We start from the raw sequence: 24,816 nt of genomic DNA on the forward strand, positions 1-24,816 counted from the left end.
ATGCGATAACCGCAAGATCCTGAAATTTGTTCTTATTGAGCTATATTACATCTACATCAATTGGCGAGATAAAATTAACCATGTAAGTTCTTCTGTCTAAATCATGCTCCATGGGTTGCGTTTTGCCATTTTGATCTGTCGCTCTAGCCATTAAACTATATCTTCCAGTCTTAGCAGGAACCACCCATTCAAATTCAAATAGCTGCCAGGCGAAAGGGATAGCAGGACCAATTAATTTTGCTGGTTGCCATGAATTTCCTTTATCCGTGCTTATTTCTACTTTCGATAGGTTACTATCACCTGACCATCCTGCACCCCTTACTTGATAAGGTTTTCCAGCCGGCACCGCTTCAAACAATACCGGCCTTGATATTTCAGACTTAACCAATGTAGTGGTTACGGGCGTCAAGGTAGGTAGTCCTTCAACACGCTTCCAGTAAGCATATTCAATCGTCTGCCAATAGCCATCAAACGGCTTTTCAGATGCAGTAATTTTCATCAGCCATTTCACAGATGCCATACCATACCATCCTGGAATAATTGCCCTTGCCGGGAAACCATGTTCAGCACTCAATGGTTTTCCATTCATTTCATAGGCGATGATGATGTGATCCTGCATTGCTATATTTAACGGAATGCTTCGGGCGAATTTGATTTTTCCTGGTGATTTCGGCTCTTCTGTAATCATCCCCTCATCATTCCCTTCCAAAATAATGTCTACCGTACCCACCTTTATGCCAGCCTTCTTTAACAATACGGATAAAGGTACTCCTGTCCATTCAGCATTGCTGATCCCACCTTGTTCCCATCCTAAACCCTTCACTTTTGGGGCGAGGTTAGCACGTCCGTTTCCGGCACATTCTATAGTAGCCATTACCTTTTTTGCAGGAAGCTTTTTAAGTTCGCTCAGATTGATCTTTATGACATGATTGGTGTTGCCGCCAATCTCTAATTCCCAATTTGTAGCATCAATATTGGGGATGTTAAAATGACTCCTGATGAAGAACTGGTTATTTGGAGTAATCCTGTTTTTTAACGTAGGAAATGGAAACTCCATATTTAATGGCTTTTTCTCTCGCGTAATAAGTCCTGGAAATTCACTGTCTTGACTGGTTTGTTGAATCTCCTTCGCGGAAGCCCAGGATGGTATTGTCGCACCAGCTATCACCGGGATAATTCCAGTAACAAAATTACGTCTGTTTAACGTGTAGTTTTGTGATGTTTTGTCGTTTTTCATTTCAATAAATGTAAGTGATTACAATATAGCTAAAAATCTCTCATAGGATAACTTATATTCTTCCATTTTCTTAATGGTTGAAAGGAAACATCTGTAGACTTTACTTCATCGCTGGCCTGCTAGAAAAGACATAATAATTCTATAACTGTTTATCAAATACTCATCTCAATTTCTATCAAAAAATGGTGAATTTTTGATAGGCGTTCACATTCGCTTTTAAATTTGTCTCAAAAAACGAACCAATTCCCTTTACACGGGCAAACTCGGTTGAGACCTTGATCCCGGCTGTAAAAGACTGTGTTAAAAAGCTAGATATCTAGGCGAGGGAAATTATTACTATGAAGATAAATTCCCAAATCTTCTTAAGAAGTCATGTGATAATAATTAAATTTAGAAGTGCTAAGTATTGAATTAACGGTATGCAACTTTTGAAATCTAAAGTGGGCTTATTATAACAAATAATTTATGGATGTAAAATCTGCTGGATATCAAGGCCACACAGTATTCAAATTACTAGATGAACTTATCACTTATTATGATTGGTGGTCATTTTCGATAATGTCATTTATGACTAGCGGTACCAAATCAGTCATAAATATCGATACATATGTGTACTCATCGATCCAAGGGACATTGCAGTCAATTAAGCTGGTGCTTCAGGATGGTCAAATTAATGATGCATACGCATTAATAAGAAAGTATCAAGATGCGATTATAATGAATGTTTACACCACATTATATCTTTCGGATAACCATAGTTTAGATAATTTTATCGTTACGAAAATACAAGGTTGGATGGAAGGTTCGGAACAATTACCAAATTTTCGAGCTATGACCAACTATATTAAGGATCACAAAGATACTAAGGCATTGTACAATTTAATTAATAAAGATGATCGATATGAAAGAATAAGAGATCGCTGCAATAATAATACACATTACAATTTCTACCGAAATGTCATGCTTAATGATAGTAAGGTTTATAATGAGAACCGAGGCAAGTATTTAGATACAATCCAACATGACTTAAAACACTTAATTTTGATGCATTTGGCTTACATATTCTCTATCGCTGAACATTATATGGTTTCTTCAGATTACATGGATCATTTGGAATGTGATATGACCCCACCTGAAGATTCAGAATATTGGGTTGCTAATGGGGTGCAGGAAATTTTTGATCAAATTGTACAAAAACTAAGACCCGATATCGCTAAACACATCTTGGAGGGCACTTCCATGAAGTTAAATTAAAATGGCTTATCATCTTTTTCGATAGTTAGCTATGGCGGCGCATACATGGTTTCGTCAGTTGCAACTCCCTCATGTATAGTTGAATCAATATCACTACCCCGCTCAGGTTCATCCGACCAGCCCAGTCCCGTATCTGCTTTTTAGGTAAAAGAAGGAATACGAATAACATCCTTCTTTTCAGTTCGATAAGTCATGTTGCCGCCAGCATCCAGAACGCCAGTCGCAACCTCAACATCCCGCCACGGGCGATACTGTTCATGCTTGATCGCTCTGTGATCCTCAGGCTCAATATTACAGACGTAATCTGGAATTACAGGTTCTAATTCCTTTACCGCTTCAATAAGTTCTTTAGGTGTGGCAAGAAGTGCCTGTAATTCGATTAGCTCCAATGTAAACAAAAATAACGGAACGGTTTTGTTCGATTTTTTTACTATACTTACTTGTTATGTTTAGTAAACCTCGCTCTCCTATTAATGATAAGTATTGGCTAATAACCTGGATATATAGCAGGATCAAGGAAAGAATTCCTCAGGTAATTGCTATTGGGTTGATCATAATTGTAGTTACCACTTCTCTGATAACAGATTCAGATCTAAAGACGTTCCCCTTCGTATCAGATGTTTGGGGTAATATGTCTGAATGGGCGATGGTCATGGTAACTTGTTATACACTTTACTACCTTGTTGAAACGCTAAAATCACAGCTTGAAGTCCAAAGACTTCAAGCTAAAATAACACTAATTGAGAATGAAAAATATAGACGTGACTCTATGCCAAGATTCACCGTTAAAATTGAGTCACTTTCACATAAGTATGAAGATGATCAATGCTTGTGCGAAATGCTGATAAATTATACTTTGGAAGATTGCCATATACAGTATGTGTCCATTGTATTAACGTCATCAAACTCTAATTTGACAGACAATTCTCCTAAACAATTCTATAAACACCATATTCATGTTAACTCCATTTTTCACCATCAATATCTTATTACATGCCCGAAAGATGTATATCTTTCTAACGGAGTACAAATAGCTATTGATATATATTTCATTGATCCAGTAAATAACAGGTATTCTCAAAAAACTTTGGTTCTTATTAAAGAACAGGTGGAAACAGAAATCCAAACTGAACGTGAACCAACACTTATAGGATCGTAATGACAGATTGGAATTTTATTTGTTAATTTAGTAGTTCAGTATCAAATAGATGAGATCATATTTCACTCAAAGCCTTACACCAAGTTCTTTCTTCTGATTCAGGAACATCGTATACTCATTACCAAATGGAGTGGTGATAATGTATAGCTTTGCGTCAGAAACATGCCCAAATTCCTCATCTGTAACCCCAGTAACCTTGTTTCTCTTCTTAGTCTTTTTGATGGTACTATCAGAATCTTCAATAGTGTACTGATAATCAAATATGGATTTTTGCATCGATCACTTATGCTGATGGTTATACCAGAGTTGCCGGTTCCATCATAGATCTCGTTAATGAGGTTTCCAAACTGGGCCACCGATGGGTTTCGGCTCTGCAAACGTAACTGTGGCCGTACGCTTTTAAATGCTTTTCAATCTCACTGAAGAAGTTCTCTCCTTTCTCCAGCCTCGTGTCCTCCTTCACTGACTTACGATCACCATACAGAAACAATCCAGATACTTTTCCCCAGGGATATCGCGTCTTAAATTCATCACACACATCCTTTACTTTGTTTCGAGGATCTTCCAGGAATATCTCATCGATCTGCTGCGCGTGCTTGCCATTGATCTGCCACACCTCACAGGTTAGTTAACGTTTTTATAGATCAACTTTTACATAATATTCTAGCAACTAATTGAGTGGCTAGCAATCGGGAAAGCCAATTATTATTTTGTTACCAAAAAATTCGATAAGCAAACGATAGTTTATGATCGTCATAATCACACAACAAAGACAAGAGTTGCAAGATATATTGAGATCTTAAATTATGAAGAGGAGATTTCCGGCGTTTTATCATGGACACTGGCGAATCGGAAACTAATAATGAATCAGCCAGCTTAATTTAGTTATCCTATCAAAAATCACATCTTTTTATATTTCTTTGAATATACTTTTCTTCCAAATGAGTCTGGCAATTTAGAAATATATACAGTAGTGATGATACAAATAAAATAAGTGCATTACTCATCACTACTAGAGATTTTGCATTATGTTCTAGCTTCTTGGTACTGTATAAAAATTTATCCCCGCTTCCTTCCAAATTTGGGGCAATGACTTGTCTTTTGTCTCTTTCTCCGTGAATCGTCGTCGGTACTTTCCCTTAAAATCCCTACCTAGAATATTGTCGGAAAGAAAGTCTGGAATATTTGCTAATTCCGCCAAACCATTCAGAAACTGGTGTGATTCTAGGTTGCTAAGGTGTACGCCTAAAAGCCTTAGAGAAATCTAAGGCTTTTTTGGTTTTAATTGTTCATTCTGCTCCTTTTAGCGCTTTTCATTAATGGAATAACTCATCAGCAGATGATCTTTTAAAATCTTATTGGCCCAAATTCTACATGCTGTCCCTTGTTTTGAATTAGCCCTATCTCCGATAGAGATGATCACATCTAAATTATAATATTCAATATTTCTTTCTACATGCCTATTTGCTTCTATTTGAACTGTTGCATTTTTTGCAACAATTGCTTCCCTGATGAGTTCTTCTTCTTTATAAATGTTGTTTAGATGCCGTGAGATAGTCGACTTATTTTTGCCAAATAATCCTGATATCTGATTTAATGTTAACCAAATGGTATTGAAATTTAGGGCTTGTCAAAGACAATCTGCCCCAGATAAGCACTATTGGAAATCCTCTTGTGGTCGTCTGAAATGAAAACAATATACGTTTCCAGCATCTGGCCATTGGGGCTGAAGGGCATATCCATGACAGCATATCCCTGTTTGCGTGAAGCTGCCGCTTTGAGATAAAATGCCAGGCCTTCGGCCGGATAATAGGCCATCAGCATGGCCAGATCTGTAGGTTTAGAAAATTTACCATCATACTGATAATCCCAGGCGAACATCAGTCCTTCATTCATGGCAATAACCTCTGGGTTCTGTGCAGGCAGCAGATCTCCTTTAGACAAAACTACCTTGCTGTAATCCATTTGCAAATCCGGAAAAACTCCCGTTACTGCTTTTCTGTTTTCAGCATATGCCACATTATACGCGCTTATCTTTTTTGCTTTGGCTTCTGCTGCAAAGCTGAGTCTGATGAAATCCATCACAGGCTTAAGCAATTCTGTCACCAGCGCTGTTTTACGCCAGGTTTGTTGCATACCAATACTTGGGTTATCGTAGTTGCGTTCGCCAATAGTACGTAGCCGCTGCTGGCCAAATTGATCTACATAACCAATCACCTTTCCGAGCTTCCCGGTAAAGGGTCCTAAAAAACCATTTTTTTGTATAGCCATTATATTTTGAGTTAAGAGTGAACCCAAAAGTAAATAACAAATTTTTATAATCAACTGAAAAACAAAGCATTGTCGCGATAATACCAATTTGTCGCCAGATAAGTTAAGAATGAGTTAGGATCTGTTATGGATGCCTTCGAGGCAACAGCTCAACAACAAGGGATCAATAACGGATCAATAGCGGTCCATAGGGGGGCGGGGGGTATACAAGCCCCGCTTGAGCACCGCCTGATCACCGCCTGACGACCGCCTCCGGTCCGCTATTGGCCCCCTGTTAATCCGGCATTGCCTCGAAGCCATCCCTAACGCTTCCCAAAGGATTCTCAGAGCTATTATATACAGCAAATATCTGAATACCAGTATCCCTTAACGAAAACAGTATTACTCAAATATCCTTTTCTTAAACAGCTCCTTCATCATATTGAAATCCTGCCTCGGTTTTTTACATACATAAATTGTCTGTACCACCCAGCCTTCACTGCTTGCATACTTGCTATAGATCTTTCTTGCCGGAGTAACGTCAGAAAAATAGGGGTTAAAGAAATCATTTCCTGCATCATTATAACAAATAGCGATAACTGTTTCAGGCATCTGCCCCAATGGCGCCCAGCTGTAAAAGCTACCGTGATAAGAAAACGCATCCGGAAGTCCGTATTGCGTTTTGAACAATTTAACTGCACCCACTTGAGAATAATGCTTCCCCCAGATCAGGCAATCTTTTTTTTCCTTTTCCGGTAAGCTGTTATAAACCGATCGCAACTCCTGCATCGTTACTTCCCATTTTTCCGTAGCATAATATTCCTGGATAGGAAAAACCCGCTTGCCGTTCTTTAGTTCTTCGGGATAGTATTTATAGACAGAGGTCAGGTAATGAGAAAACGAATATACAGGCATTCCAAAGGGGATCAGTACAGCTCCTGCCAGCAAAATTAAGCTCAATGGGTAGAGTAACCATTTTCTTTTCGGCTGAAGGACTCCTTCCCAAAATATACCACAGAAAGGCAGTACGGTAAGAATGATTGGAAAGAAATAGTAGTCTTTTCCCTTTGAATAAGCGAGAAAGGCTGCCGACAATAGGATTGACAAGGCAAGGGGTTTGTATAAAAGTTTGTTTTTTTTCTGAGCAAACATAAAAAACAGAGAAGGGATGATCAGTATAAATACAATAGGATTTACTGCTAAAAATAAGTCATGCAGCAGCTGTAAGGGTCTTACCTTATCCAGTTGAGTTTCATACAGCCGGTGAAACATCTGTAATACAGGGAAATCATTTACAAATTGCCAAATGATATTGGGTAGCAAAATGATCAACCCCACCATCGCACATTGCCAGTATTTCGCCTTTACTAAAGCGGCTCTGGTTCTGCTAAAGAACAACAACAATATCAGGCCAAAGCAAAAAAACAATGCATCATATTTGGTCAGAAAGAATATTGCACTGAAGATTGTTAGATACCACAAATACTTCCTGTCTTCATATTTGATAAATCTTAGCAGCTGATAAAAGCAGAGAACCCAAAATAACTGACTAAAAACAACAGGTTGAAAGGGTTGCTGGGAACCTTCAAATCCTGGAGCTATCAACAGACAAAAAAGTGTTAGAAATACTGCAATAGCCCCGCCCCCAAGCTCTACTATGATCTTTCCCAGGTAAACAATGATGAGCAACATCGCCAAATGTGGAAAGATATGATGTACAAATACCGATTGAGAATTAAACAGGTTCTGAAGAAAAGCGAAGAGCCCGATCATCGGCGGAAACTCCATATAGCCGAAAGCCAAGTGATTACCCGTTTCAATATGTAACAATTCATCTCCCTGGAAACCTGAATGAGCATCTGCAACCAAATGAAGCACCAATTTGATAGTACAAAAAATAATAATGATCAGCTTGATGTGTTTATTCGTTTGTGTCATGCCGCAGGGGATTAAACCAAATATAATTCGATTTTCGTGTAAATAAAATTATTTAGCCATTACCAGGAGGTATAACCTAATATCTAAGATTTACATTGCCTCTTTTTATTTCATTTGAGCAATATGATTCTGATATTTGTTCAGATGAAATCTCGCAAATGTCAAACTAAAAGAGTAATTGTTGTTTTTTGGAAAAAAAAACAGGAACAACCGTTTGAAATATTTTTGAACTTGAAGAACTTTTGCCAGAGTTATCCGCAGTATAATTATAACACTATCAGTAATTATCTGAGCAAAGCTAAAATGGCTTACGATAACCAGGAGATTAGAATCGAAAGGAAAGATGTAATCTCAAAACCTAAGACCATTGCCAAAACTGAGATAAGGCAAATAGTTCCTGTGTTGAGGAGGGTAATGATGAAAGATGCTAAAGACGAGCAGCACGACATGGAATACTGGTTGAGTAAACCTGTAAAAGAAAGAGCTGCTGCGGTAACTTTTATTATTTCCCAGTCTTTGCAGAAAGGACAGCGTATGGATAAAACAAAAGTTGTAAAAAAAAGTATTCATAGTAATCTAAGCTGAAGATTTCGAAGAATTAATAATCATCATTCTATACTTAATTCGCCTTTTCCTTTGTCATGATCAGCAAAGAATCACTACGTATCTTCAATTCGGTTACAACCTGATCCGTTTCGGTTATTTGGGTAAAGCTGTTATTCAGCAACTTTGTCCTACAAATAACAACCGAAATTATGAAAACTATTTTTATTAACGGAGCATCAACCGGATTGGGAAAATCAACAGCAAAATTGTTTCTGGCTAAGGGATGGAAAGTTATCGCAACGATGCGTAACCCGGAGCAGGATAGAGAATTAAGCCAGCTGCAAAATGTAACCTTACTACCTCTTGATATCACAAATGTTGAACAAATCAGGCAGACGGTAGAGAAAGCAATCAGCCTGGGAAACATTGATGTCGTGTTCAACAATGCAGGTTACGGGCTGATTGGCGCAGTGGAATCGAGTAGCAAAGAACAGATCAGGGCACAGTTTGAAACCAACTTTTTTGGAACAGTTTGGGTGATCCAGGAATTTATTCCTTACTTTAGAAATAAACAAGCAGGGCTGTTTATCAATACAACCTCATTGTGCGGTTTAACATCAAACCCCCAATCAGCGATTTATAACGCTTCAAAATGGGCCCTGCAAGGACTTGCGGAGAGCATGTCATATGACCTTGCTCAGTTCGGAATAGGAATAAAAAATGTAGCTCCGGGAGGTATTAAAACAGATTTTACAAAAGCTATGCAAGTAGCTGAAGATAAAGCATACGAGGCGACAATGGCGAAAATGATGGAAGGATTTCAGGATGGTACACTAATGGAGTTCACGGAACCTGAGCTCATTGCAGAAGTCGTCTACCGGGCTGCGACGGATGATGAAGACCAATTGACTTATCCAGCAGGGAATGATGCGGTACGTTTATATGCCAAACGACTTGCCCAGGGACCCGAAGCATATCGTAAGGACCTGACAGCTTACCTAAACCTGAAAAGCCCATTCAAATGAAAACAGGATCAAAACAACCCATCATCTTTAATTCGATATCAGAATTACATAAGGCACTGGGATTACCAAAACCGCTTCATCCGCTGATTAGCCTTGTAGACTATAGTGATGTCAAGACTGATACTTCTGATTTGGAAAAGGGTATGGTCTTCAATTTTTATAAAATTTCTTATAAAAAGAGCTTTACAGGAAAGATAAAATATGGACAAAGCCATTATGATTTTGATGAAGGTGGATTATCTTTTTTTTCTCCAAACCAGGTGATTACCGCACTGGAGGATGAAGCAGATTATGGAGGGTATACCTTGCTTGTACACCCGGATTTTATTCTGGGACATGCTTTGGGGACAAAGATCAGGACTTATGGATTCTTTGAATATTCAGTAGCTGAAGCCCTTTATCTTTCAGAGAAGGAGAAAAAAGTGATCATATCAATATTTGATCAGATAGAAGCTGAACTGGAGTCAGCCATTGATCAGATCAGTCAGGATGTGTTGCTTTCACAAATCGAGCTCTTGCTCAGTTACAGCAAACGTTTTTATACCCGGCAATTTATTACCCGTAAAACAGGAAGTAATGATCTGCTGGTTCGTTTTGAATCCATACTGTCCGAATACTTCGAAACTGACCAGCCATCTGTAACCGGTTTACCAACGGTTGCACAGCTCGCCAGTCAATTGAATGTCTCAGCCCATTATTTAAGTGATATGTTAAGGGCTGTTACCGGGCAAAATACTCAACAGCATATCCATGAAAAAATGATTGAAAAAGCCAAGGAACTCTTGTCAGTCAGCAGCTTATCAATCGGCGAAATTGCATACAAGTTGGGATTTGAACATCCTCAGTCCTTTAACCGGATCTTTAACAAAAAGACAAAACTATCACCGGCAGATTTCAGGAAATCATTTAACTAAAGCAGTTTATAAACAGAATACACAACTATCCTCGCTTCTGGTAACTAAACGGGCAGCAGGTTAAGATAAATCATATGAAAAAATTAGATTTTAATGAAGCGGTAGAGAGATCCCTTAAGATCAGGGAGCGCTACCATGAACTGGAAGTGCAGCATCATGGTACTGAATGGACAGTAGAAGAAGATGCTCTGGCATTTTTAACAGATGCAGGATTGGTAGGCAGGCTGACCATGTCGCAGCAGGGGAGATGGCCTGCGGGCAAAGATTCCAATAAAGAACTGGAACATAAACTTGGGGAAAGTATCTGGTGGCTGATAGTGCTGGCCAAACGTATGGATATTGATATACAGGATGCACTCGATCGGTTTCTGACTAAAACAGAGAAACTAGTTGGTAAGTAAACCAGGCGCGGCAATAACTAATCCTGGCAACTGCTTGATTTTGCCTGTTATTGGTTTGAAAATGCCCACTTTCGCTGATGTACAATCCAGAGATTTGTGATATAAATTATACCATTTATTCAAATAGAATTCACATGAAAAATCTTCAGGAAACCGCAGATAAATTTGCTGTAATTGAGACACTTAATCGCTTTGCGGCAGGGCTTGACCTGCGCGATAATGACCTTTTAAATTCTGCTTTTGCAGAAAATGCGATATCCGATTTCAGACCTGCAGGAAAAAAGGCAGGTTTTGAGTATCCCGTACTGGAAGGCCGGGAAACTATCGTCAGTGCACTCAGGGGTTCTCTTAGCAAAATTGATACTACACATTCTATCAGCAATCAAAGAGTTATCATTGATGGTGACAAAGCCGTGATGGATGCATTGGTAGAAGCACAGCACTTGCCTTCAAATGACCACTCACGTCATTATCTCATGAAAAACAGGTATGATGTCGAGCTGCTCAGACAGGGAGATGCATGGGTTATTCAGCGTGTCACGATCGACAATGTGTGGCGCTCGGGCGACTCAACAGTTCTCACTGACATTTAAAACGAATGTTTTTACCCTCTGCAGAAGGATGATCGTCATTCTGCAGAGGGCTGGTTTGAAAGCCCAATCAAATAACTAAGGTTTTCCTGAAAGCGCTGGGGGTCTGACCTGTATGTTTCTTGAAAAATTTATTGAAATGGGTAATGTCTTCAAATCCAAGACACCATGAAATCTCAATCACATTCCATGCGGTATCCTGTAATAATATTTTTGCTTCCTTAGCAATGCGTTCTGCAATGAGCTGGCTGGTAGTATTACCCGTAACCCGTTTGAGTGAACGATTCAGATGGTTCACATGAACGGCGGTTGCTTCAGAAAATTCAACGGGATGTCTCAGCAGTATTTTATGAGAAGTACTGATAATCGGAAACTGTCCTTCAAGGAGTTCTTTAAAGTGACTGGCTATCCGCAGAGCACTGTTAGACTCTCTGATTTGCAGCTCAGGCGCCGGCTGTTGTTTAAGTGCATCTAAAATCAGCTGCAGGACCATGGTTCTGATTACATCGTATTTATAGCTGAAATCCTCGGCCAACTCCTGCTCCATCTGCTGAAAAACCTTTGTGAAGGCGCTCATCTGCTCTTCAGTAATTTCCATTAAAGGAGAAACTTCCGGATCAAAAAGGGGATAATCAATAATGTTTACAAACCTGTCAAAAAACTCATTCGTGAAAACACATAAATAACCTGGATGTTGCGGCCCAAGAGGTTCAAATTGGTAAACCATATTGGTGCGGGAAAAGAGAATCGCATATTCTTTAAATTCAATTACTTTATCGGCATAATGAATCCGGTTATGACCATGGTGAATACTAATCTTAAAGAGGCCCTTTATATTGTATGGCTTGCAAATCAGAGGCTGATTATCTGCTGGTATCGGGAGCACCTGAAAAACTGCCTGCATCTCATTACTTTCCGGTACCCATTTTTTTCCGTAATTGACATGACGAACAGGGGCTATAATTTGATGAGACATATTTCTCCTTTCTTAGGTGCGGCAATAATTCAAACATACGCCATTTAATCATCAGATAAGTATCTTTGACCTAGATTATGGCAAGAAATATAGAATTCAATGAAGAAAAGGCTATTCAGAAAGCAATGGAAGTTTTCTGGAAAAAGGGCTTTAACGGAGCTTCAATGCGCGATCTGACTGATGCCATGCAGATCAATAGCAGTAGTTTATACAACAGCATAGGAGATAAACGTGAGCTTTTTGTAAGGTGTATCCATAATTATACGGAAAGTCGCATGGCTGAAACCAAAGCGCATGCATCAAAAATTAAATCACCTCTGAAGGCGGTTATAGCCTTCATCAATGATTCTGTAAATACCATTCTGTATAACAGCAACAGTTGCCTGGCTATCAAAACCACATTTGAGCTTGCTGCTACTGATCAGGATATTCAGGTAATTCTAAAAAATGATAGTGATTCTACCTATGCTTTCCTGCTGGATCTGGTAGAAAAAGCAATGGCCATGGGGGAAATTAATCCGGAAGAAGATGCAGGAATGATCACGGAATATATTCTCAATGCTTTTACCGGCTGGTATGAATCATACATATTGCATCAGAACCCTGCCAGGATTAAGAACATGGCTAAATATTTAATCAGTCATATCTCAAAATGAGATCTTTTATTCAGATGTTTTTTTAGCATATATTACTTTACAATTCTGAAACAATTGTTTTATAATTATGGGTAACTTTGTCATGGATATGGTTTGAGTTTGTTTTTGAAGTTTATTCTGAAATGACCGAGTCATATTTTACATCAATAACACATAATTATGAATAAGCCAAAAAACAAATTGCTCATTTATGGAGCTACAGGATACACAGGCAAACTAATCAGTGAGCGGGCTAAAGAGCTGAACCTTGATTTTGTCATAGCCGGGAGATCGTCAGATGCTCTTGAATCTTTAGCTGCAGCTCTGGGTGTAGGGTTTTATACCTTTCCGGTAGAGGATCAGGAGGCATGGAAAGATGCTTTGACAGATGTCGATTGTTTGATCAATGCTGCGGGGCCATTTAAGGAAACGGCTGTTCACGCAATGAAGGCAAGTATTGAAAATGGAGTTCATTATCTGGATATCAGTGCAGAACTGGATAGTTATCAGCTTGCCGAGAGCCTGGATGCTGAGGCAAAAAAAGCTGGCGTAATGTTGATTTCCGGAGCTGGCATGTTTGTGAGTTATGATGCGCTGGCGCTGCATACCGCACGAAGAGTAAATTCTCCACAAAAATTAAGCGTTGCATTCAGACATTTTGGAGGATTCTCCCGCGGATCTGTAAAAAGCAGCAAAAATATTATGGATATCGGTATGCTTTTTCGCGAAGCCGCTGAAGTAAAACTCTGGAAAGACCCCGAGCCTAAGTTTTTTGATTTTGGGAATGGTGAAGAGGAATGTTTGCCTACACCTCTGGGAGGGATCATCCTGTCATTCAAATCCACAGGTATACCAAATATCGAAGAATATTTTCAACTTAAATTACCGGCTGCGGGAATGCCATCTTTAGACATGGATAATTTACCTGACGGGCCTACTGAAGAAGAGCGGGCCGAAGGAAGAACCAAGCTATCTGCGGAGGTAACAGATGCCGACGGCAAGGTGGTTCGTTCTATCGTCGATGCACCTTCAGGATATACGCTAACGCCTTTATCGGTAGTTGCAGTTGCATCCCGGATCTTAAACGGAGAATTTAAACCGGGCTACCAGTCTCCGGCCTCAGCTTATGGAGAATCAATTATCAACGATATCCCTGATACGAGTATACAGGATTTGTAACTGAAACAAAATTTATCTAAAAGCCTTGGAATGATCTGAGGCTTTTTCACTGGCGTCTTAAGCATCCGGTATTTCCGGCTCAACCAGTTTAATCAACTTTTCAAGTGACTCCTGCCATCCCAGATAACACATCTCCGCTGGTATCATTTCAGGGATGTTTTCCTGCAGAATTTTCAGGTCTGTACCTACCGATGTTTTTTCAAACCAAATAGTATTCACCATCGTGCCAGGGAGGCTTGCATCATCAAATTTGTCGGTATAGATCAACAGCTCGTTCGGGACAACCTCCAGGTATTCGCCTCCAAAAGTTTCAGTCTTTCCAGTCGTAAAATTCTGGAAAGACATTTTGAACGTACCTCCTGTTTTTACATCCATTTCATGAACGGTACCGAGAAAGCCATAGGGTGGCATCCATGAAGCCAGTGCAAGGCCTTCTGTGAAAGCACGGTAAACCTTTTCAGGAGATGCTTTGATAACTCTGTGTAATGAAACGCTGTTGTCTGACATAAGAGTGGTTTTAAAGATTAAAACTTGCATAACAAATATGCAGCAAATACTGATTAGTAGAAAGGGGTTATACGCGACAATTTAAAGGGAATTTGCGACAAAATCCTGATCAGTGTTGATCTTGATGTAGGATAGCCTTCTTGTATGTAAATCTATTCTTATATGAATGTTAAGTAATTCGTATTGATAATATAATCTTAACATTAAAGCTATTTACAGGTAACATGTACTTAACACTTTTGTAACATTAATTAGAGCCAATAATAGTCTTACAAATAGCTGCTGATGCGTTTTTCTTATTTTATCTGTCAATTCCTATTTCTTACAGTGTTAACTTTCAGTGCGGTTGCTCAGGATAGCACTGGCACCAATACCGCTAAAGATCCCAAATGGTATGAATCTTTTAACATCAGGGGTTATGCCCAATTCAGATATAATCGCCTTCTTGAAACAAATCCGAAGTTAACCAATGAACAGGGCGATAAAAGTATGGGAGATGGCGGCGGATTATTTATCCGAAGGGTACGTCTGGTGTTTTCAGGCCAGATTAGTAAAAGGGTTTATTTCTATCTTCAGCCTGATTTTGCAAGTTCTGTGTCTTCCGATAACTTGCATTTCGGACAGTTACGGGATGCGTATGTCGACTTAGGCCTTGATAAAGACAATGAGTATAGGTTCAGGGTAGGACAAAGTAAGATTCCATTTGGTTTCGAAAATATGCAGTCAAGTCAGAATCGTTTGCCACTGGACCGGGCAGATGGTACCAATGGTTTTGTTAATGAGCGTGATTTGGGCGTGTTCTTCTACTGGGCACCTAAAAAGATCAGAGAGAGATTTGCCATGCTTGTTTCCAGTGGTTTAAAAGGATCAGGCGACTACGGGGTATTTGGTTTTGGTTTTTTCAACGGACAAACTGCAAACAAGCCGGAGCAGAATAACCAGCAACATAGGGTGGGAAGAATTACTTACCCTTTCCTTGTGGGGGATCAGATTATCGAGCCCTCTCTTCAGGCATATACCGGCAAATATGTGGTTACTTCAGATGATGTAAGTCCCGGAACAAAATACATTGCCGATCACAATTATACTGACCAAAGGGTGGCGGCATCATTTGTACTTTATCCTAAACCTTTCGGTATACAGGCTGAATATAACATGGGGAGGGGACCAGCATATGATAAGCTTACCGATTCTATTGAAGTTAGAAAATTAGACGGTGCTTACGTTACACTTTCGTACAGAACAAAGATTCAAAACCAGGTCTTTATACCATTTACCAGGGCTCATTACTACAACGGGGGCAAAAAACATGAGTTAGATGCCCGTATGTATCATGTAAAGGAGCTGGAGATTGGTATGGAATGGCAGCCCGTAAAACAGTTTGAGCTGGTATGTCAATACACGATTTCTTCACGCCGTTTTGAGGATCATGAGGTGCCAGATAATCTGCAGACGGGAAATCTTTTGAGGATACAGGCGCAGATAAATTTTTAGTAGTATTTTAAACTCAGCGCGAAGCCGTCTGATTAATCCATCCTTTTTTGTGCAGTTGAAAACTAGTGTTTGATCACATGTGTATCCCTGACACTACTGAATGTTAATGCCAGCAGTTTCCAGTCTTTGCCTACTTTTTTATAAACTTCTGTAACGGTAAATTCAGTAACTGCATCATTACCCCGAACTACAGCAGTAAGTGTAATGCGGCTCCAGACTATGGCAGTAGTTTTATCAATAACTTCTACTGCTACGTCATGAACATCAGCTTTTTTATACCAGATGCTTCCTGTTTTGATGATATCCAATTCCTCGTTCTTTTTCCATGTTCCGCTCATATGTACAAATTTTGCCTGATCATGGAAGAGAAGATTAAGCTTGTCTACATTTTTATCTGACATCCACTGCCATTTCGCGGCAGACAGGTCTTTAATTTGCTGTTCAAGAGGAGAAGTTTGCGCCCGGGATATATGTAGACCCAGGATGATTAGGAATAATGTGAAAACTGAGCTTTTCATAATATAAATGGTTAAGTGTTACAGATCGCTAATCTCAAGAAAATATAATTGGTATCTGAGTGCTGAAACTCTGTTATTTATACCATTTTCACTCATTTGATTCGGTTCATATGTTCTGCATCATGATTTAAAATAAGAAGATGTATTTTTACCGCATCATCAATATTTTTAGAGAGAATTACATTGCCTAAGAAATACAGTATATATCAATTAATAGCCATCAGTCTGGTTGCTGCATTATTCATTTTATACCCGGATATTACCTGGTTGCCATTTGAACTGCGTGGCCTCAACCATTCAGACTGGATAAACCATGTTTACTTTTTTGTCTTCAGGTATATTTCCTTTGTTGTGCTGATATTTTTTCTGGTCAGGATCAATCTGCATAAACTTACCACAACTTTATTCAAACAAAGAGTAATATACAGTACCCTGATCGCTGTGGGTTTTTATGCCGTATATGGATTCATATCATTTTTGATCTTTACCAGGGTGAGACATTTTGGGAGTCTTGTACTGTTTCAGTTTTTTATGGTTTCCATTTTAACTTCATTGGGTGGGCATATTATTATTTTGTACCACGAGAAGAGGAAAAAGGAACAGCAGATCGAAGAACTGATTGTCAAAAATTTACAGAGCCGCTATGATGCGTTAACCAATCAGATCAATCCGCATTTCTTCTTTAATTCGCTTAACGGACTTACATCCCTGATCCGAAAGAAGGATGATGAGATGACCCTCGATTATGTAAACAAGCTTTCTGATGTGTTCCGCTATATCCTCCAGAGTGATAAAAAAGGGTTAATTACGCTAAATGAAGAACTGGCTTTTGCAGATTCGTTTCGCTATATGATGGAAGTACGTTTTGCCAACAAGTTGAAATATACAATTGATATTGATCCTGATGCACTTAACCTGAGGTTACCGGTACTTTCAATACTTCCTCTGCTGGATAATATTGTAGTACATAACAGCATTGATAGTGATCATAAGATGAACGTTGTGATACAAACCAATAGTGAAAATGAGTTAGTAGTTTCTAACCCTGTTTATCCAAAGTTGACAGTTCCTGTCACCAATGGTACCGGTCTGGAAAATTTAGAGAGCCGCTGTATGTTGTTGACAAACAAATCAATAAAGGTGGAGAATGATGGAAAAATGTTTACGGTTTATTTACCATTGATATAAATGCCGATGAAGGTGCTGATCGTTGAAGATGAAACTGCTGCTTATGAAAGCCTCCTGGAAATCCTGAAAGAAGTATGTCCGGATACAAAGGTTTTGGGAAACACAGAAAGCGTGAGTCAGACGGTTAACTATCTTAAGACTCATCCTGCACCAGATTTAATATTCATGGACATCCATTTATCCGATGGCTCTGCCTTCCTGATATTTAATTATATTGACGTAGATGTTCCAATCATATTTACCACTGCATACGATGAATATGCAATTGAAGCTTTTAAAGTAAATAGTATTGATTACCTGCTGAAACCGATAAAAACCTCTGATATGCAACGGGCATTGTCGAAATTCAGTAAGTTATCACCTGTTGATGTGATATCTTACTTATCAAAGGTTTCTCAGTTGGCAATACCAAAAAGCTATAATGATAAAATTCTGGTTCCTGTTAAAGATAAATTGATACCGGTAGAAGTTGCGCAGATTTCATACTTCTATACCTCAGATAAGAATACATTGATTTGCTTACGAGACGGCACTCAGCTAAATTATTTGAACACACTTGATCAGATTTATTCTTCTCTGAATCCTGCTCATTTTTACCGGGCAAACAAGCAATACATTATTGCCCGCAGCAACATTGAAAATATCACTATTTGGTTTGATAGCCGCTTGCTGCTCACACTGAATACCGTCGTGCCGGAACCCATCTACATCAGTAAAAACAAGGCAGCAGATTTCAAATCCTGGATGGTCAACGGACAGACAAAAGAATAGTTTTCATTTTTTCTTCGTTTTAAATGCCCTGATTTTCGCTTTGTTCCCACTAGGGGTATAAGCCCAAATTATTATTTTGATTTTTATCCTGTAACAGACAAACTAATCATATGTCAGCAACAGGAAACCAGCAAAATTCTACTGGAGAAGGTGTTTTATCACGTTTAGATATGCTTTTAGAGCATTATTTCGCCTCGCTTCGCTTGCTCAAATATGGTACACCCTCAGTGGCCTATTGTGCTGCGGAGCTGGAACTTTCTGCCAATTACTTTGGCAGCTTAGTGAAAAGAGAAACTGGCATCAGCGCCAGGGACTATATTATGGAAAAGTTATTTGCTGAAGCCAAGTCACGGATTCTTTCCAGGGAAAAGAATATCAATGAAATTGCTTATGAACTCGGTTTCAGATACCCCCAGCATTTTTCACGCAGCTTTAAAAAATTAGTTGGTGAAAGTCCAAAAAAATATGGGCAGATCCATCTTTGAAAAAGTAGTTATAAATTTGAGGACTCCATTATGAAATACCTGATCACTCTAAGCTTTTTGATTGTTCTGTCCAGCGCCCTGTTTGCGGCATGCTCGAAATCAAAAAGCAATACTTCCGCCATCAAGGACCAGCTGGCAGAAACAAATGATTCACTCATCAATAAAAAAGTGCTGATAGTTTACCTGTCCAGAACAAACAATACCAAGGCAGTCGCACAAATTATTCATAAGAAAGTGGGTGGAGATATGGTTGCGCTTGAACTGGTAAACCCGTACCCTCAGGATTATAAAAAGATAGTTGATCAGGTATCGAATGAAAATTCTACAGGTTTTCTTCCGCCCCTGAAAACAAAAATTGATAAGATCAGTCAGTATGATACGATTTTTCTTGGTTTCCCTACATGGGGTATGCAGCTGCCGCCTCCAATGAAAAGCTTTCTTAAACAATATGATTTGAGTGGGAAAACGATCATCCCCTTTAATACCAATGCAGGATACGGGATAGGAAATACTTTTCAAACGGTAAAAGAAACGGCCCCAAAGAGTACAGTCCTCGAAGGTTTTTCTACAAAAGGTGGAATAGAGAGAGATGGAGTGATGTTTGTGATGGAAGGCAATAAAGAACGGGAGGTTGCTGTGCAGGTAGAAACCTGGCTGCGTAAATTAAAAATGATTCCTTAAAAACACCAAAAGATATGACCATAAAAAATATCATTGCAGGTACGAGTTTTTGCGCAGTTTTTGTGGCTACAGCGGCCAGCGCGCAAGATCAGAAAGCACCTGCAAGTGTTTCTCATTTTACGGGAAAGACCTCAGTGAAGATGCATACGGATGCGAAAAATGGATTGGATTGTTCAGTAGGCAGTGTAAGTTTTGAACCTGGGGCAAGAACCAATTGGCATTCGCACGCCGGCGGTCAGATTTTGCTGATTGAAGAAGGTACGGCCTATTACCAGGAGAAAGGTAAGCCTAAGAGAATCCTTCATAAAGGTGATCTGGTTACATGTTTACCAAATACGGAGCATTGGCATGGTGCCTCACCGGATAGCCGGATGACACATATTGCTATCGGCCCCAATGCCGATAAAGGCCCGGTTGTATGGCTTGGAAAAGTAGGTGATGAGGAATATTTAAAAGGAACCACAATCTCTGGAAGTAAAGAATTTTTAAGTAAGCGACAGCAGAGCATTGTCGCCATTTCGGCACTGACAGCTAAAGGCGATTTAGCCCTTCTTAAAACTGAATTAAATAAAGGGCTTGATGCAGGCCTAAGCATCAACGAGAATAAAGAAATTCTGATACAGCTGTATGCTTATTGTGGTTTTCCCCGTAGTCTGAATGCCATAAACACTTTGAAAACAGTCACTGAAGAAAGAAAGGCTGCCGGAAAGACAGATCCGATCGGAGCAGAACCAGCACTTGTTGATAAGGGGATCGACAAGTACGATCTGGGTAAGAAGAACCTGCAGAACCTCACTGGGCAACCAGAAACCAGGAAGGCAGGATATGCTCTTTTTGTTCCGGTAATTGAAATATTTCTTAAAGAGCACTTGTTTGCTGACATTTTCAGCAGGGGAGTGCTGAGCAATCAGGACAGAGAACTGGTAACTGTTGCTGCACTCAGCAGCCTGGGTGGGGTAGAAGCACAGCTTCAGGGGCATCTGGCGATTGCCAGGAAAACTGGGTTAAGTGATGATCAGCTCAAACAGATGCACGATCTTGTTTCTAACCTTTAATACCCTAAAATTCTTTAAAAAGCCCCTGCTCAGTTTTCCTGAAGTAATTCTGATTAAACGTATACAGCATTGGCGCCTTTGTGGATTCAGCATCTGTTTTCAAGCCCTCGGGCTGTAAAAAATCAGCGATCCCCATCTTTCTGGCAAAGTTACCTCTGTCAAGTTTCTTACCTAAGATCAGCTCATATAGAACCCGAAGTTCTTTCATGGTAAATTTTCCGGGAAGCAAATGGTATTCTATCGGTTGATAGTTCAAGTCTTCCTTCAATTTTTTCAGTGCTGCCTCAAGCAGCGATGAAAGTTCATCCTGATATTGTATGGCTTCAGCGAAAGAAATCCACTTTTTGCCTTTATGAATATCAGGACGCTCTCCTGGTTTTACAAGAATATAGTAGTCGAGCGCCAATGTGTTAATTTGGCGCTCGGTACTTATAGTAGGTAACCTGTTGATAAGACCAGTAAAGGAATTGTCAGAAGCTGAAAAGTGATCCTGGAATTTGGTAGTTGTGCCGGTATCAGAGCAGGGTAAAATGACCTTTAATTCGTCTTCTGCATAGGAAATGTGTACACCTCGGGCACAAAGTTTTACCACCATTCCCAAAATTACTGCATAATTCAGACCTGTAAAATATGCAAATCACTGTATTATCTACCAATATTACAGATCTCTAATTTTTTGAGAACTTACGCACTCTTACAAGTGTTTTGACAGATAGGCCGCAGTGCGGCTTATCTTGTTTTTTACAATATCCGCAGGTTTTCCTTCAGCGACAACCTGCCCGCCATCTTCACCGGCGCCGGGGCCAATGTCGATTACCCAGTCGCTCTCTGCAACCACATCCATATCATGTTCTACCAAAATCACTGTATTGCCGGCATCAACAAGCCTGTTCAACTGCAGGAGCAGCCGTTCTACGTCCGAAGGATGGAGGCCTGTTGTGGGCTCGTCCAGAATGTATAAGGTCTGCCCGTGTTGTGTACGCTGCAGCTCCGTTGCCAGTTTTATACGCTGTGCTTCGCCACCGGAAAGTTCCGTTGCAGGCTGGCCTAAGCGTAAGTAGCCCAAACCCACTTCGCGCACTACCTCCAATGCCCGACTGATCGCGGGTTCTTCATCAAAGAAGGCTGCACCTTCATCAACGGTCATGCCCAGCACTTCAGCAATATTCTTGTCTTTATATTTTACTTCCAGGGTTTTTGGGTTATACCGCGTTCCGCCACAGGTGGGGCAGGGGGTGTACACGCTGGGCAGAAATAGTAGCTCTACCATCACCATGCCTTCGCCTTCACAATGCGGACAGCGGCCTTTTGCCACGTTAAAAGAGAAACGCCCGGCATCGTATTTACGGGATTTGGCGATAGGCGTTGCGGCGAACAGCTTGCGGACATGGTCGAACAAGCCGGTATAGGTTGCCAGATTGGATCTGGGAGTTCTGCCGATGGGTTTCTGATCAACCACAACGAGTCTCTTTATTGCTTTCATGCCGGAAGTGATCCGCCCGGCGGTGGTGATCACTTCTGATTGTTCAAGGGGATCTGCTTCTGTATCTGCAGAGATATCCAGTTGTAAGCCCAGGTGTTCAGCGACCAGTTCTACGAGAACCTGGCTCACCAGGCTGCTCTTGCCAGAACCTGAAACTCCTGTTACACTTGTTAACACGCCGAGGGGAAAGCTGATTTTGAGATCTTTCAGGTTATTCCTTGAGACTCCTTCCAGACGTAACCACTCTTTTGGTTCGCGTGTCTCTTGTTTTGCATGACGTTGTTCCTGATAGATATAATGTCTGGTGATTGAATCTGCTACGTTTTTGAGTCCTTCCGGTACGCCGCTGTAAAGAACATGGCCACCGTGTTCACCAGCCTTTGGACCAACGTCTACAATCCAGTCGGCATGGCGGATCACCTCGATTTCATGTTCTACCACAAACAGTGAGTTGCCGGCGGCTTTCAGTTTATCAAGGGCTCTCAGCAGCGCTTCGGTGTCTGCCGGATGTAGACCTGCTGAAGGTTCGTCAAGTACGTATACCACACCAAAGAGGTTAGAGCGCACCTGTGTTGCCAGTCGTAATCTCTGCAGCTCGCCGGGAGAAAGGGTAGGTGTACTGCGTTCAATGCTGAGGTAGCCAAGTCCGAGATCGAGCATGACCTGTAATCTCGACAAAAAATCTTCGGTTATTCTTTGGGCCACAACAACTTTCTCCGGAGATTTAGCTGACAACTGTTTCAATTCTTTTGCCTCGCCACTTGCATAAGGAGCGAAGATGGCTGCAAGTTTATCCAAGGGTAACTCTGATATCTCAGCGATGTCATAGCCCGCAAATCTCACAGAAAGAGATTCCTGACGCAGCCGTTTTCCATGGCACAGAGGGCATTCGCTGCTAACCATATACTGACTTACACGCTTTTTCATCAGCGCACTTTGGGTGTTGGCAAATGTGTGTCGTACGTATCGCTTTGCACCCGTGAAAGTCCCCATATAATCGGGCTGCCTTTTGTTTTTGATAAAGCGGAGGATTTCCTCATGCGTATATCCGGAATAGACAGGCACTACCGGTTGTTCTTCAGTGAACAGGATCCAATCGCGCTCCTTCTTCGGGAGGTCTTTCCAGGGGATGTCTATGTCGTAGCCCATCGTGGTCAGGATGTCGCGCTGATTCTGTCCCTGCCAGGCCGAGGGCCATGCGGCAATGGCCTTTTCCCGGATCGTGAGGGTATCATCAGGAACCATAGTTTTTTCTGTAATCTCGTATACACGTCCTAAACCGTGGCATTCAGTACATGCACCTTCAGGAGTATTGGGAGAAAAAGATTCTGCATAAATGATGTCCTGCCCTGGAGGATAGTTTCCTGCGCGGGAGTATAACATCCGCAGGAGATTGGATAAGGTAGTAACGCTGCCCACAGAAGATCTTGTGCTTGCTGCACCGCGCTGTTGCTGCAGGGCCACCGCCGGAGGTAAGCCTTCAATTTCGTCGACCTCCGGTATGGCCATCTGGTTGAAGAGCCTGCGGGCATAGGGTGATACGGACTCCAGGTACCTCCTTTGTGCTTCGGCATACAACGTTCCGAATGCCAGCGAGGATTTGCCCGAGCCGGAAATGCCGGTAAAGACGACCAGGGCATTCCTGGGAATTTCAAGGTTGACGTTTTTTAAATTATGCTCACGTGCCCCGCGTACACGCACAAATCCGGAAAAATCATTGTTTGCTTTAGTCATTCAGAAAAAATTATACTTCCAGCTCTTACCACAAATGAAGGAAGTAAAAGTTTTGGAGAATGGTATAGAGGAATAGTCTAACTGGTATTGATCTCAAAATATGAAGTGGATATGGGTAGCTAAGCCTGATTTTATTGTGCATTAATTCCTATAATGATGAAATTTGGTATCGTTATTGTTCTGACCGCGTCATTGTTACAACATATAAAAACACGATGAAAAAACTTTTTACAATTTTAACTTGTATTGCCCTGTTTGCAGTGACTGCAACAACAGTGAAAGCTCAAAACTACAAAACTGCTCTAGGCCTTGGTCTTGACTTTGGTGATGGAAGCACTTTGGTAGGCCCATCATTAAGACATCATTTCAGCAGAAATACAGCTTTACAGGCTGAGGTATTGTTCGGTGGAAACACAACAGTGATCCAGGGTTTTCTGCAGTACAATGCACCTGTGAAGGGCGCTCCGGGACTGGACTGGTATTTAGGTGGTGGACCAAAAATCCAGATTTATGACAGAGACAGGTATTTCTTTAACGATAACTACACTGCAGTATATCTGGTACCAATGGTTGGTTTAGACTACAAAATTAAAGGTGCGCCATTGGCGATTGCTTTTGACTGGAGACCAAGTATCTACATTGGTGACAACCGTTTCCTGGATAGTCAGGCAGGAAGATTTGGAATGGCTTTCCGTTTCGTATTCTAGGTTCAAACGTTATTTTTTTGAAAAAAGGTTGTCTATTTTACAGACAACCTTTTTCATTTAGGGGCAATGGCTTTTTTGCGACACCTATA

At 40.6% G+C, this 24,816-nt stretch carries 26 protein-coding genes; 16 read left to right on the forward strand and 10 right to left on the reverse strand.

Translation table 11 applies throughout. The features are described 5' to 3' along the window. Nucleotides 1–40: 40 nt before the first annotated feature. Entirely contained in the window at nucleotides 41–1,237 is a 1,197-nt protein-coding gene (locus OQY15_RS09945; RefSeq protein ID WP_124910977.1) for a sulfite oxidase, read from the reverse strand. A gap of 465 nt (nucleotides 1,238–1,702) precedes the next feature. Here OQY15_RS09945 and OQY15_RS09950 point away from each other — a divergent pair, with 465 nt between their 5' ends. Further along, nucleotides 1,703–2,491: a hypothetical protein gene (locus tag OQY15_RS09950; protein ID WP_265790899.1), complete on the forward strand. Its 789-nt coding sequence runs from the start codon at nucleotides 1,703–1,705 to the stop codon at nucleotides 2,489–2,491. Nucleotides 2,492–2,631: 140 nt separating this feature from the next. On the opposite strand, the gene OQY15_RS09955 is transcribed toward OQY15_RS09950, so the two are convergent. Next, a complete protein-coding gene (locus tag OQY15_RS09955) occupies nucleotides 2,632–2,880 on the reverse strand; it encodes a hypothetical protein (RefSeq protein WP_265790901.1) in 249 nt (82 codons plus the stop codon). Nucleotides 2,881–2,936: 56 nt separating this feature from the next. On the opposite strand from OQY15_RS09955, the gene OQY15_RS09960 reads away from it, so the two are divergent. Continuing rightward, nucleotides 2,937–3,650, forward strand: coding sequence for a hypothetical protein (locus OQY15_RS09960; protein WP_265790903.1), 714 nt, complete (start codon nucleotides 2,937–2,939; stop codon nucleotides 3,648–3,650). A 66-nt stretch (nucleotides 3,651–3,716) separates the two neighbouring features. Here the strand turns inward: OQY15_RS09960 and OQY15_RS09965 are convergent, their stop codons facing one another. The 3 genes from OQY15_RS09965 to OQY15_RS09975 all read right to left on the reverse strand — a co-directional run bounded on the left by OQY15_RS09965 (nucleotide 3,717) and on the right by OQY15_RS09975 (nucleotide 7,838). Further along, nucleotides 3,717–3,926 carry a hypothetical protein gene (locus OQY15_RS09965; protein WP_265790905.1) on the reverse strand — a complete coding sequence of 70 codons (210 nt, stop codon included), beginning with the start codon at nucleotides 3,924–3,926 and terminating at the stop codon, nucleotides 3,717–3,719. Between the two features lie 1,344 nt (nucleotides 3,927–5,270). Continuing rightward, a complete protein-coding gene (locus OQY15_RS09970) occupies nucleotides 5,271–5,921 on the reverse strand; it encodes a DUF6266 family protein (protein WP_265790907.1) in 651 nt (216 codons plus the stop codon). A 381-nt stretch (nucleotides 5,922–6,302) separates the two neighbouring features. After that, complete coding sequence (locus tag OQY15_RS09975; RefSeq protein WP_265790909.1) at nucleotides 6,303–7,838, reverse strand: glycosyltransferase family 39 protein; 1,536 nt, start codon at nucleotides 7,836–7,838, stop codon at nucleotides 6,303–6,305. Nucleotides 7,839–7,982: 144 nt separating this feature from the next. Here OQY15_RS09975 and OQY15_RS09980 point away from each other — a divergent pair, with 144 nt between their 5' ends. The 5 genes from OQY15_RS09980 (at nucleotide 7,983) to OQY15_RS10000 (ending at nucleotide 11,317) form a co-directional block, all read left to right on the forward strand. Beyond that, on the forward strand, nucleotides 7,983–8,423 hold the full coding sequence (locus tag OQY15_RS09980; protein WP_265790911.1) for a hypothetical protein: 441 nt from the start codon (nucleotides 7,983–7,985) through the stop codon (nucleotides 8,421–8,423). A gap of 170 nt (nucleotides 8,424–8,593) precedes the next feature. Beyond that, on the forward strand, nucleotides 8,594–9,409 hold the full coding sequence (locus OQY15_RS09985; protein WP_265790913.1) for an SDR family oxidoreductase: 816 nt from the start codon (nucleotides 8,594–8,596) through the stop codon (nucleotides 9,407–9,409). Beyond that, nucleotides 9,406–10,323: a helix-turn-helix transcriptional regulator gene (locus tag OQY15_RS09990; RefSeq protein WP_265790915.1), complete on the forward strand. Its 918-nt coding sequence runs from the start codon at nucleotides 9,406–9,408 to the stop codon at nucleotides 10,321–10,323. The genes OQY15_RS09985 and OQY15_RS09990 overlap by 4 nt, the downstream gene beginning before the upstream one ends. 74 nt (nucleotides 10,324–10,397) lie before the next feature. Further along, the gene (locus OQY15_RS09995) at nucleotides 10,398–10,724 is read left to right on the forward strand and encodes a MazG-like protein (protein ID WP_265790918.1); all 327 of its coding nucleotides are present in this window, start codon (nucleotides 10,398–10,400) and stop codon (nucleotides 10,722–10,724) included. A gap of 134 nt (nucleotides 10,725–10,858) precedes the next feature. Beyond that, nucleotides 10,859–11,317, forward strand: a complete 459-nt coding sequence (locus OQY15_RS10000; RefSeq protein ID WP_265790920.1) for a nuclear transport factor 2 family protein — start codon at nucleotides 10,859–10,861, stop codon at nucleotides 11,315–11,317. A 67-nt stretch (nucleotides 11,318–11,384) separates the two neighbouring features. On the opposite strand, the gene OQY15_RS10005 is transcribed toward OQY15_RS10000, so the two are convergent. Next, a complete protein-coding gene (locus OQY15_RS10005) occupies nucleotides 11,385–12,290 on the reverse strand; it encodes a helix-turn-helix transcriptional regulator (RefSeq protein WP_265790922.1) in 906 nt (301 codons plus the stop codon). Nucleotides 12,291–12,367: 77 nt separating this feature from the next. Here OQY15_RS10005 and OQY15_RS10010 point away from each other — a divergent pair, with 77 nt between their 5' ends. Continuing rightward, nucleotides 12,368–12,946, forward strand: a complete 579-nt coding sequence (locus tag OQY15_RS10010) for a TetR/AcrR family transcriptional regulator (protein ID WP_265790924.1) — start codon at nucleotides 12,368–12,370, stop codon at nucleotides 12,944–12,946. Nucleotides 12,947–13,105: 159 nt separating this feature from the next. Next, nucleotides 13,106–14,104: a saccharopine dehydrogenase NADP-binding domain-containing protein gene (locus OQY15_RS10015; protein ID WP_265790926.1), complete on the forward strand. Its 999-nt coding sequence runs from the start codon at nucleotides 13,106–13,108 to the stop codon at nucleotides 14,102–14,104. A 57-nt stretch (nucleotides 14,105–14,161) separates the two neighbouring features. Here the strand turns inward: OQY15_RS10015 and OQY15_RS10020 are convergent, their stop codons facing one another. Beyond that, nucleotides 14,162–14,611: an SRPBCC family protein gene (locus OQY15_RS10020; RefSeq protein ID WP_265790928.1), complete on the reverse strand. Its 450-nt coding sequence runs from the start codon at nucleotides 14,609–14,611 to the stop codon at nucleotides 14,162–14,164. A gap of 285 nt (nucleotides 14,612–14,896) precedes the next feature. Here OQY15_RS10020 and OQY15_RS10025 point away from each other — a divergent pair, with 285 nt between their 5' ends. Then, complete coding sequence (locus OQY15_RS10025; RefSeq protein WP_265790930.1) at nucleotides 14,897–16,105, forward strand: porin; 1,209 nt, start codon at nucleotides 14,897–14,899, stop codon at nucleotides 16,103–16,105. Nucleotides 16,106–16,167: 62 nt separating this feature from the next. Here OQY15_RS10025 and OQY15_RS10030 read toward each other — a convergent pair whose 3' ends face one another. Beyond that, complete coding sequence (locus OQY15_RS10030; RefSeq protein WP_265790932.1) at nucleotides 16,168–16,623, reverse strand: nuclear transport factor 2 family protein; 456 nt, start codon at nucleotides 16,621–16,623, stop codon at nucleotides 16,168–16,170. 183 nt (nucleotides 16,624–16,806) lie between these two features. On the opposite strand from OQY15_RS10030, the gene OQY15_RS10035 reads away from it, so the two are divergent. The 5 genes from OQY15_RS10035 (at nucleotide 16,807) to OQY15_RS10055 (ending at nucleotide 20,803) form a co-directional block, all read left to right on the forward strand. Continuing rightward, nucleotides 16,807–17,811, forward strand: coding sequence for a histidine kinase (locus OQY15_RS10035; RefSeq protein WP_265790934.1), 1,005 nt, complete (start codon nucleotides 16,807–16,809; stop codon nucleotides 17,809–17,811). Further along, nucleotides 17,812–18,582, forward strand: a complete 771-nt coding sequence (locus OQY15_RS10040; protein WP_265790936.1) for a LytTR family DNA-binding domain-containing protein — start codon at nucleotides 17,812–17,814, stop codon at nucleotides 18,580–18,582. A 110-nt stretch (nucleotides 18,583–18,692) separates the two neighbouring features. Continuing rightward, a complete protein-coding gene (locus tag OQY15_RS10045; RefSeq protein WP_265790938.1) occupies nucleotides 18,693–19,067 on the forward strand; it encodes a helix-turn-helix transcriptional regulator in 375 nt (124 codons plus the stop codon). A 30-nt stretch (nucleotides 19,068–19,097) separates the two neighbouring features. After that, nucleotides 19,098–19,748: a flavodoxin gene (locus OQY15_RS10050; RefSeq protein WP_265790940.1), complete on the forward strand. Its 651-nt coding sequence runs from the start codon at nucleotides 19,098–19,100 to the stop codon at nucleotides 19,746–19,748. A gap of 14 nt (nucleotides 19,749–19,762) precedes the next feature. After that, a complete protein-coding gene (locus tag OQY15_RS10055) occupies nucleotides 19,763–20,803 on the forward strand; it encodes a carboxymuconolactone decarboxylase family protein (RefSeq protein ID WP_265790942.1) in 1,041 nt (346 codons plus the stop codon). A 4-nt stretch (nucleotides 20,804–20,807) separates the two neighbouring features. Here the strand turns inward: OQY15_RS10055 and OQY15_RS10060 are convergent, their stop codons facing one another. Together OQY15_RS10060 and uvrA are read right to left on the reverse strand one after the other, a co-directional pair. After that, nucleotides 20,808–21,398, reverse strand: a complete 591-nt coding sequence (locus OQY15_RS10060; protein WP_265790945.1) for a hypothetical protein — start codon at nucleotides 21,396–21,398, stop codon at nucleotides 20,808–20,810. Between the two features lie 99 nt (nucleotides 21,399–21,497). Next, nucleotides 21,498–24,020 carry an excinuclease ABC subunit UvrA gene (gene uvrA, locus OQY15_RS10065; RefSeq protein WP_265790947.1) on the reverse strand — a complete coding sequence of 841 codons (2,523 nt, stop codon included), beginning with the start codon at nucleotides 24,018–24,020 and terminating at the stop codon, nucleotides 21,498–21,500. Between the two features lie 215 nt (nucleotides 24,021–24,235). Between uvrA and OQY15_RS10070 the strand changes: the two genes are divergently transcribed. Continuing rightward, nucleotides 24,236–24,727 carry a hypothetical protein gene (locus tag OQY15_RS10070; RefSeq protein ID WP_265790949.1) on the forward strand — a complete coding sequence of 164 codons (492 nt, stop codon included), beginning with the start codon at nucleotides 24,236–24,238 and terminating at the stop codon, nucleotides 24,725–24,727. Nucleotides 24,728–24,816: the final 89 nt, after the last annotated feature.

Source organism: Pedobacter sp. MC2016-15 (assembly GCF_026239695.1).
Classification (GTDB): domain Bacteria; phylum Bacteroidota; class Bacteroidia; order Sphingobacteriales; family Sphingobacteriaceae; genus Pedobacter.

What these genes read in the sequence shown, in the direction of transcription:
- OQY15_RS09975 (WP_265790909.1), bottom strand. Translation starts at nt 7,838, where the DNA reads ATGACACAAACGAATAAACACATCAAGCTGATCATTATTATTTTTTGT.
- OQY15_RS10030 (WP_265790932.1), bottom strand. Translation starts at nt 16,623, where the DNA reads ATGAAAAGCTCAGTTTTCACATTATTCCTAATCATCCTGGGTCTACAT.
- OQY15_RS10000 (WP_265790920.1), top strand. Translation starts at nt 10,859, where the DNA reads ATGAAAAATCTTCAGGAAACCGCAGATAAATTTGCTGTAATTGAGACA.
- OQY15_RS10005 (WP_265790922.1), bottom strand. Translation starts at nt 12,290, where the DNA reads ATGTCTCATCAAATTATAGCCCCTGTTCGTCATGTCAATTACGGAAAA.
- OQY15_RS09980 (WP_265790911.1), top strand. Translation starts at nt 7,983, where the DNA reads ATGAAATCTCGCAAATGTCAAACTAAAAGAGTAATTGTTGTTTTTTGG.
- OQY15_RS10060 (WP_265790945.1), bottom strand. Translation starts at nt 21,398, where the DNA reads ATGGTGGTAAAACTTTGTGCCCGAGGTGTACACATTTCCTATGCAGAA.
- OQY15_RS10025 (WP_265790930.1), top strand. Translation starts at nt 14,897, where the DNA reads ATGCGTTTTTCTTATTTTATCTGTCAATTCCTATTTCTTACAGTGTTA.
- OQY15_RS09985 (WP_265790913.1), top strand. Translation starts at nt 8,594, where the DNA reads ATGAAAACTATTTTTATTAACGGAGCATCAACCGGATTGGGAAAATCA.
- OQY15_RS09950 (WP_265790899.1), top strand. Translation starts at nt 1,703, where the DNA reads ATGGATGTAAAATCTGCTGGATATCAAGGCCACACAGTATTCAAATTA.
- OQY15_RS09970 (WP_265790907.1), bottom strand. Translation starts at nt 5,921, where the DNA reads ATGGCTATACAAAAAAATGGTTTTTTAGGACCCTTTACCGGGAAGCTC.
- OQY15_RS09990 (WP_265790915.1), top strand. Translation starts at nt 9,406, where the DNA reads ATGAAAACAGGATCAAAACAACCCATCATCTTTAATTCGATATCAGAA.
- OQY15_RS10010 (WP_265790924.1), top strand. Translation starts at nt 12,368, where the DNA reads ATGGCAAGAAATATAGAATTCAATGAAGAAAAGGCTATTCAGAAAGCA.
- OQY15_RS09960 (WP_265790903.1), top strand. Translation starts at nt 2,937, where the DNA reads ATGTTTAGTAAACCTCGCTCTCCTATTAATGATAAGTATTGGCTAATA.
- OQY15_RS10020 (WP_265790928.1), bottom strand. Translation starts at nt 14,611, where the DNA reads ATGTCAGACAACAGCGTTTCATTACACAGAGTTATCAAAGCATCTCCT.
- OQY15_RS10070 (WP_265790949.1), top strand. Translation starts at nt 24,236, where the DNA reads ATGAAAAAACTTTTTACAATTTTAACTTGTATTGCCCTGTTTGCAGTG.
- OQY15_RS10045 (WP_265790938.1), top strand. Translation starts at nt 18,693, where the DNA reads ATGTCAGCAACAGGAAACCAGCAAAATTCTACTGGAGAAGGTGTTTTA.
- OQY15_RS09965 (WP_265790905.1), bottom strand. Translation starts at nt 3,926, where the DNA reads ATGCAAAAATCCATATTTGATTATCAGTACACTATTGAAGATTCTGAT.
- OQY15_RS09945 (WP_124910977.1), bottom strand. Translation starts at nt 1,237, where the DNA reads ATGAAAAACGACAAAACATCACAAAACTACACGTTAAACAGACGTAAT.
- OQY15_RS10050 (WP_265790940.1), top strand. Translation starts at nt 19,098, where the DNA reads ATGAAATACCTGATCACTCTAAGCTTTTTGATTGTTCTGTCCAGCGCC.
- OQY15_RS10055 (WP_265790942.1), top strand. Translation starts at nt 19,763, where the DNA reads ATGACCATAAAAAATATCATTGCAGGTACGAGTTTTTGCGCAGTTTTT.
- OQY15_RS09995 (WP_265790918.1), top strand. Translation starts at nt 10,398, where the DNA reads ATGAAAAAATTAGATTTTAATGAAGCGGTAGAGAGATCCCTTAAGATC.
- OQY15_RS10040 (WP_265790936.1), top strand. Translation starts at nt 17,812, where the DNA reads ATGCCGATGAAGGTGCTGATCGTTGAAGATGAAACTGCTGCTTATGAA.
- OQY15_RS10015 (WP_265790926.1), top strand. Translation starts at nt 13,106, where the DNA reads ATGAATAAGCCAAAAAACAAATTGCTCATTTATGGAGCTACAGGATAC.
- uvrA (WP_265790947.1), bottom strand. Translation starts at nt 24,020, where the DNA reads ATGACTAAAGCAAACAATGATTTTTCCGGATTTGTGCGTGTACGCGGG.